Below are 6,331 nucleotides of genomic sequence, written 5' to 3'. Positions count from 1 at the left end.
GCCCATTTCAAACGTCGCCGGGCTGACCGGCGTCCGCTCGGCAACCACGGGCGCGGCAACATAGTCGCTCAGCAACACCGCGGGCGCGGCGGCCGGCAGCGAAGCGGTGCCGGTCGCGCAAAGCTCAGTGCGGCTGAACACCTCGATCGTCAGCAAGCCGTTGTGCTCGGTGGCATCGACATCGGCGGCCTCGCCATCATAGACCGGCTTGATGAAGCGGGCCTCGACCAGCCCGCGCGACAGGAAATCGCGGCCCCAGCGCGCGATCGGCACGTGCATCATGTAGGCGAAGACGTCGACGCCCGGGACCAGCCCGCCGGAAAAGCCGAAGCGGCGCGCGACGGTGTCGTCGTGCATCTTGTTTTCGGACTGCTTGGCGGTGTTGTAGGCCTCGACGCGCCAGGTTTCGAGCCGGTTCGGCATGGGGTCATCTTCCCTGTATTCTTGTTGTTCGGGGCCGATCGTAGGCCAGCGGGAACAGCGGTCAATCCCCTCGCCTTTGCGGCCTGAATGCGGTACCACGCGGCCAATGACCGACACCCCCACCCGCATCTATGTCGACGCCGACGCCTGTCCGGTGAAGGACGAGATCTACCGCGTCGCGCTCCGGCACGGCGTGCCCGTCAGCGTCGTCGCCGGCAATTTCATCCGGGTGCCCCACGATCCGCTGATCGAGCGCATCGCCGCGGGCTCCGGCATGGACGCGGCCGACGACTGGATCGTCGAGCGCGTCAAGCCTGGCGACGTCGTCGTGACATCGGACATTCCGCTCGCGAGCCGTTGCGTGAAGGCCGGCGCCGACGTGATTGCCCCGAACGGCAAGCCGTTCACGGAGGAGTCGATCGGCATGACGCTGGCGGTGCGCAATCTGATGACGGATTTGCGGTCGGCCGGCGAAGTCACCGGCGGCCCGCGCTCGTTCTCCCCGCGCGACCGCTCTACCTTCCTCTCGGCGCTCGACCAGACGCTGCGCCGGATCCAGCGCCGTCGCGCCGATCAGGCTGCAACTCATCAAGGCTGACGATGGCGCCCCCGCTGATCCAACTCAAGGACATCAAGCTGACCTTTGGCGGCACGCCGCTGCTGTCAGGCGTCGAGCTCAACGTCGCGCCGGGCGAACGCGTCTGCCTGATCGGCCGCAACGGCTCCGGCAAGTCCACGCTGCTGAAGATCGCGGCCGGCCTCGTCGAGCCCGACGGCGGCACGCGCTTCGTGCAGCCGGGCGCAACGGTGCGCTACCTGCCGCAGGAGCCTGATTTCGGCGATCACAAGACCACGCTCGCTTATGTCGAGTCCGGGCTCGCCCCCGGCGACGACCAGCACCAGGCGCGCTATCTGCTGGAGCAGCTCGGCCTCACGGGCGATGAGAACCCGCACAATCTCTCCGGCGGCGAGGCGCGCCGCGCGGCGCTGGCCTACGTGCTGGCGCCCTCGCCCGACATTCTGCTGCTGGACGAGCCGACCAACCATCTCGATCTCGCCACCATCGAGTGGCTGGAACAGGAGCTGGACAGCCGCCGCAGCGCGCTGGTGATCATCAGCCACGACCGCCGTTTCCTGACCAATCTGTCGCGCTCGACGGCGTGGCTCGATCGCGGCAAGATCAAGCAGATCGACCGCGGCTTTGCCTCGTTCGAGACCTGGCGCGACGAGGTGCTGGCAGAGGAAGAGCGCGACCAGCACAAGCTCGACCGCAAGATCGTCGACGAAGAGCACTGGTTGCGCCACGGCGTCTCCGGCCGCCGCAAGCGCAACGTCAAACGTCTCGGCAATTTGCATGCGCTGCGCGACCAGCGGCGCAACTATCGCGGCACCGCCGGCACCGCCAGTCTCGCGGCAGCCGAAGCGGAGCAATCGGGCAAGCTGGTGATCGAGGCGAAGGGCGTCACCAAGGCCTATGGCGAGCGCAAGATCGTCGAGAATTTCTCAACCCGCATCCAGCGCGGCGACCGGCTCGGCATCATCGGCCCGAACGGCGCCGGCAAGACCACGCTGGTCAATCTGCTCACCGGAGCCGCGCAGCCGGATGCCGGGACGATCCGTCTCGGCGCCAATCTGGAGGTCGCAACCCTCGATCAGCACCGCGAAAGCCTCGATCCGAAATCGACGCTGGCGGAAGCGCTGACCGGCGGCCGCGGCGACCAGATCATGGTCGGTGGCAAGCCGAAGCACGTCGTCGGCTACATGAAAGACTTCCTGTTCGCGCAGGAGCAGCGCGGCACGCCGGTAGAGGTGCTCTCGGGCGGCGAGCGCGGTCGGCTGATGCTGGCGCGCGCGCTGGCCAAGCCCTCGAACCTCCTGGTGCTGGACGAGCCGACCAACGATCTCGATCTCGAAACGCTCGACGTGCTCGAGGAGATGCTCGGCGATTACGAGGGCACCGTCATTCTGATCAGCCACGACCGCGACTTCCTCGACCGCGTCGTGACCTCCGTGATCGCGCCGGAAGGCAACGGCAAATGGACCGAATATGCCGGCGGCTACAGCGACATGCTGACCCAGCGCGGCGCGGACCTGAAGCGCGAGACGGCCAAAGCAACGCCGGCTGCCGAGAAGAAAGAGGGGCGCTCCGCTGCCCCCGCCTCCGCGCCGAAGCGCAAGCTGAGCTTCAACGACAAGCATGCGCTGGAGACGCTGCCGAAGAAGATGGAAGCGTTGCAAGCCGATATTGCAAAACTGCAGCGCGTGCTGGACGATCCCAACCTCTATGTGAAGGATCGCAAGAAATTCGACGACACCTCTGCTGCCATTGCCAAGGCGCATGATGAACTGTCCGCCGCCGAAGAGCGGTGGCTTGAGCTTGAAATGCTTCGTGAAGAGATCGAACAGGCTTAACCCATGACCACTTCCCTCGCCGCCAAGATCGCCCGCGAATACGGCACGCCCTGTGCCGTCATCGACATGGACAGGGTCGAGCGCAACATTGCGCGGATCCAGCAAGCCTGCGACGAGGCCGGAATCGCCAACCGCCCGCACATCAAGACCCACAAGAACCCGACCCTTGCCAAGATGCAGGTCGCAGCCGGCGCCAAGGGCATCACCTGCCAGAAGCTGGGCGAGGCCGAGATCATGGCCAATGCCGGCATCGACGACATCCTGATCAGCTACAATCTGCTCGGCGAAGAGAAGATGGCGCGGCTCGGAGCGCTGCAGGCCAAAGCCAACATGACGGTCGCCGCCGACAATTCGACCGTCGTTGCGGGACTGCCCAAGGCTGCCGCCGCGTCGGGCCGTCCGCTCTCGGTCGTGGTCGAATGCGATACGGGGCGCAAGCGTGCCGGTGTCGAGACGCCTGCGGAGGCGATTGCGCTCGCGCGCGAGATCGCGGCATCGAAGGGGCTCGAATTCGCCGGCTTCATGCTGTACCCCACCGAGACCGGCTGGCCGGATGCGCAAAAGTTCTACGACGAGGCGCTGGCCGGCGTGCGCGCGCACGGGCTGGATGCGAAAATCGTCTCGACCGGCGGCACGCCGAACCTCGTCAACATCGGCAAGCTCAAGGGCGGCACCGAGCATCGCTTCGGCACCTATATCTACAACGACCGCATGCAGGTGGCGGCGGGCTCTGCGACCTGGGACGACTGCGCGCTGCACATCTATTCGACCGTCGTGAGCCGCGCCGCGCCCGAGCGCGGCATCCTCGATGCCGGCTCGAAGACGCTGACGACCGACACCGGCGGCCTCGACGGCCACGGCCTGATCCTGGAGCATCCCGAAGCCAAGATCGCGAAGTTCGCCGAGGAGCACGGCTTCCTCGACCTCTCCCGCAGCAACACCCGCCCGAACGTCGGCGACGTCGTCCGCATCGTGCCGAACCACGTCTGCGTCGTGGTCAACATGATGGACGAAGTGGTGATGGTCCGCGGCGAGGAGATCATCGGCACGCTGCCGGTGGCGGCACGGGGCAAGCTGCGATAAGCGGTTCGGCGCCCGCGCATCCTTCGAGGCTCCCGGCGCGATGCTACGCATCGCGCCACTCGCACCTCAGGATCACACTCTCTCTTAACGTGCTCGAGGAGGAACGGCGCCGCTCTCTCGTAGCCGTCACCCTGAGGTGGCCGCTTCTTCAGCGGCCCTCGAAGGGCGGTGGCGTTCTACGAACGCTTCAGCCACGCCAGCGCGCCCTTTCCTGCCGCAGCTCCGGTCGCAAACGAGGCCTGCAGCAGGTAGCCGCCGGTCGGCGCCTCCCAGTCCAGCATCTCGCCGGCGGCGAACACGCCCGGCAGTTTACGCAGCATGAACTGCTCGTCGAGTTCGTCGAAGCTGACCCCTCCCGCGGTCGAGATCGCACGCTCGATGGGCGCCACGCTGGTGAGCCGGACCGGAATAGCGTTGATCAGCTCTGCAAGCTCGGCCGGCGAGAACGCTGCCAGCGTTCGGCCCGATGCGATAGCGGCCTCCTGCATCAGGCCGATGCCGACCGGCGACAGCTGCGCCGCCTTGCGCAGGAAGTTTGCCAGCGATTGCTTGCCGCGCACTCCAGATAGCCGCGTCGTCAGTGCGGCCGTGTCAAGGTCGGGCCGCAATGCGATCATCAGCGTCGCCTGCCCGAGACCCAGCACCGCCTCGCGCAACTCCGCCGACAGCGCGTAGATCGCGCCGCCTTCGATGCCGCCCCGCGTGATCATGGCTTCGCCGCGCACCGTATGTGCGCCGATCGTCAGCGCCACGCCCTTGAGCGGCTGGCCTTCGAAACGATCGCGGAAGACGTCGGACCATGCGACCGTGAAGCCGGAATTGGCCGGCCGCAATTTTGAAATGGCGATGCCTTTTGCAGCGAGGAGTTCGACCCAGCTGCCATCCGAGCCGAGCCGCGGCCAGCTGGCGCCGCCGAGCGCCAGCACGGTCGCATCGGCAACGACAGTCGCGACCCCACCAGGCGTGCGAAACTGCAGCCGCCCCGCGCCGTCCCATCCGGTCCAGCGATGGCGAAAGGCAAACCGCACGCCGCTGGCATCGAGCCGCCGCAGCCAGGCCCGCAACAAGGGCGAGGCCTTGAACGCTTTCGGAAACACCCGCCCGCTGGTCCCGACGAAGGTCGGCTCGCCCAGCGCCTCGCTCCAGGCCCGGAGCGCATCCGGCGAGAACGCTGCGATCGCCGCTTGCAGCTTAGGGGCAGCCTCGCGATAGCGCGCCATGAACTGGGCGAGCGGTTCGCTGTGGGTGAGATTGAGCCCGCCGCGCCCCGCCATCAGGAATTTGCGCCCCGCCGACGGCATCGCGTCGTAGACGGTGACGCGCGCGCCGCCCTGCGCCAGCACTTCCGCCGCCATCAGCCCGGCGGGACCGGCGCCGATGACGGCGACGGCTGTCAGAGCTTGATCCCCGCACGCGCCGCGGCTTGCGCCACGTATTTCTGCGTCTGCTCGAATGCCCCCGTCAGCGCCCTGGCCTTCGACATGTCGCTGATCTCCGCGAAATGCGCGGCGACCGCGTCCGGGGTCCATTCGGACTCCGGCAGGTTGATGCCTTCGCTCTCCAGGATCTTGATCACGGCGAAGGAGCCGGCACCGGCGCCCATGATAGTGCGGGTCGGCGCGTCCTCGCTCAGCATGTACTCGACCGCGGGCGTGATCGCGTTCGGCTTCATCAGCTGCAATGCCTGCGGCGGCAGCAGCTCCTCGGTCATGCGGGTCGCCGCCGTCGGCGAGATGATGTTGACGCGAATGTTGTTCTTGCGGCCCTCTTCCGCGAGCACATTCATCAGCCCGACCATGCCGGACTTGGCGGCGCCGTAATTGGCCTGGCCGAAATTGCCGTACAGGCCCGAGGACGACGTCGTCAGTACGATGCGGCCGTAATTGCGGTCGCGCATGCCGGCCCAGACGGCCTTGCAGCAATAGAACGTGCCGACGAGATGCACGTCGAGCACCTTCTGGAAATCGGCGGCTTCCATCTTGCCGAACGACTTGTCGCGCAGGATGCCGGCGTTGGCGCACATGAGGTCGACGCTGCCCCACTCCTTGGTGGCGCGCTCGACCATCGCGGTGACCTGCTCGAAATTGGAGACGTCGGCGCCGTCGGCCATCGCGGTGCCGCCGGCTTTGCGGATCTCCTCGACCACGGCTTCCGCTGGAGAGAGCGAGCCGCCGCTGCCGTCACGCGCGCCACCGAAATCGTTGACGACGACCTTGGCGCCGCGGCTGGCCAGCCCCAGCGCATGCGCCTTGCCGAGACCATTGCCCGCGCCGGTGACGATGGCGACGCGTCCGTCGAACCTGATTGCCATTGTGCAGTTCCTGCCTCTTCTTCCTTCTCCCCCTGTGGGAGAAGGTGGCGCGAAGCGCCGGATGAGGGGTCTCTCGCAACAGATGCGCTCGCGGAGAGAGAC

The 6,331-nt window shown here is 67.0% G+C and carries 5 protein-coding genes and 1 pseudogene; 3 read left to right on the top strand and 3 right to left on the bottom strand.

Annotated features, from left to right (window positions below; genetic code table 11):
- Window positions 1-423 (bottom strand): annotated as a pseudogene (locus SE92_RS00475) (hypothetical protein); the annotation flags it as partial.
- Between the two features lie 106 nt (window positions 424-529).
- Between SE92_RS00475 and SE92_RS00470 the strand changes: the two are divergent.
- Genes SE92_RS00470 through SE92_RS00460 form a run of 3 tightly spaced genes read left to right on the top strand, consistent with a single transcriptional unit; the run spans window position 530 to window position 3,918 of the window.
- Window positions 530-1,021, top strand: a complete 492-nt coding sequence (locus tag SE92_RS00470; RefSeq protein ID WP_063193979.1) for a YaiI/YqxD family protein — start codon at window positions 530-532, stop codon at window positions 1,019-1,021.
- Between the two features lie 2 nt (window positions 1,022-1,023).
- Window positions 1,024-2,835, top strand: coding sequence for an ABC-F family ATP-binding cassette domain-containing protein (locus tag SE92_RS00465; protein WP_063193978.1), 1,812 nt, complete (start codon window positions 1,024-1,026; stop codon window positions 2,833-2,835).
- A 3-nt stretch (window positions 2,836-2,838) separates the two neighbouring features.
- Window positions 2,839-3,918 carry a D-TA family PLP-dependent enzyme gene (locus SE92_RS00460; RefSeq protein ID WP_063193977.1) on the top strand — a complete coding sequence of 360 codons (1,080 nt, stop codon included), beginning with the start codon at window positions 2,839-2,841 and terminating at the stop codon, window positions 3,916-3,918.
- 176 nt (window positions 3,919-4,094) lie between these two features.
- Here SE92_RS00460 and SE92_RS00455 read toward each other — a convergent pair whose 3' ends face one another.
- Both SE92_RS00455 and SE92_RS37020 read right to left on the bottom strand, forming a co-directional pair.
- Window positions 4,095-5,315 carry a BaiN/RdsA family NAD(P)/FAD-dependent oxidoreductase gene (locus SE92_RS00455; protein WP_084251946.1) on the bottom strand — a complete coding sequence of 407 codons (1,221 nt, stop codon included), beginning with the start codon at window positions 5,313-5,315 and terminating at the stop codon, window positions 4,095-4,097.
- Entirely contained in the window at window positions 5,312-6,229 is a 918-nt protein-coding gene (locus SE92_RS37020) for an SDR family NAD(P)-dependent oxidoreductase (protein ID WP_063193975.1), read from the bottom strand. Before SE92_RS37020 ends, SE92_RS00455 begins: the two co-directional genes overlap by 4 nt.
- Window positions 6,230-6,331: the final 102 nt, after the last annotated feature.

The organism is Bradyrhizobium sp. AT1, assembly GCF_001590795.1.
Taxonomy (GTDB): domain Bacteria; phylum Pseudomonadota; class Alphaproteobacteria; order Rhizobiales; family Xanthobacteraceae; genus Bradyrhizobium.
The sequence above is the reverse complement of the archived record's forward strand: the minus strand, read 5'-3'. Positions and strand labels throughout refer to the sequence as shown.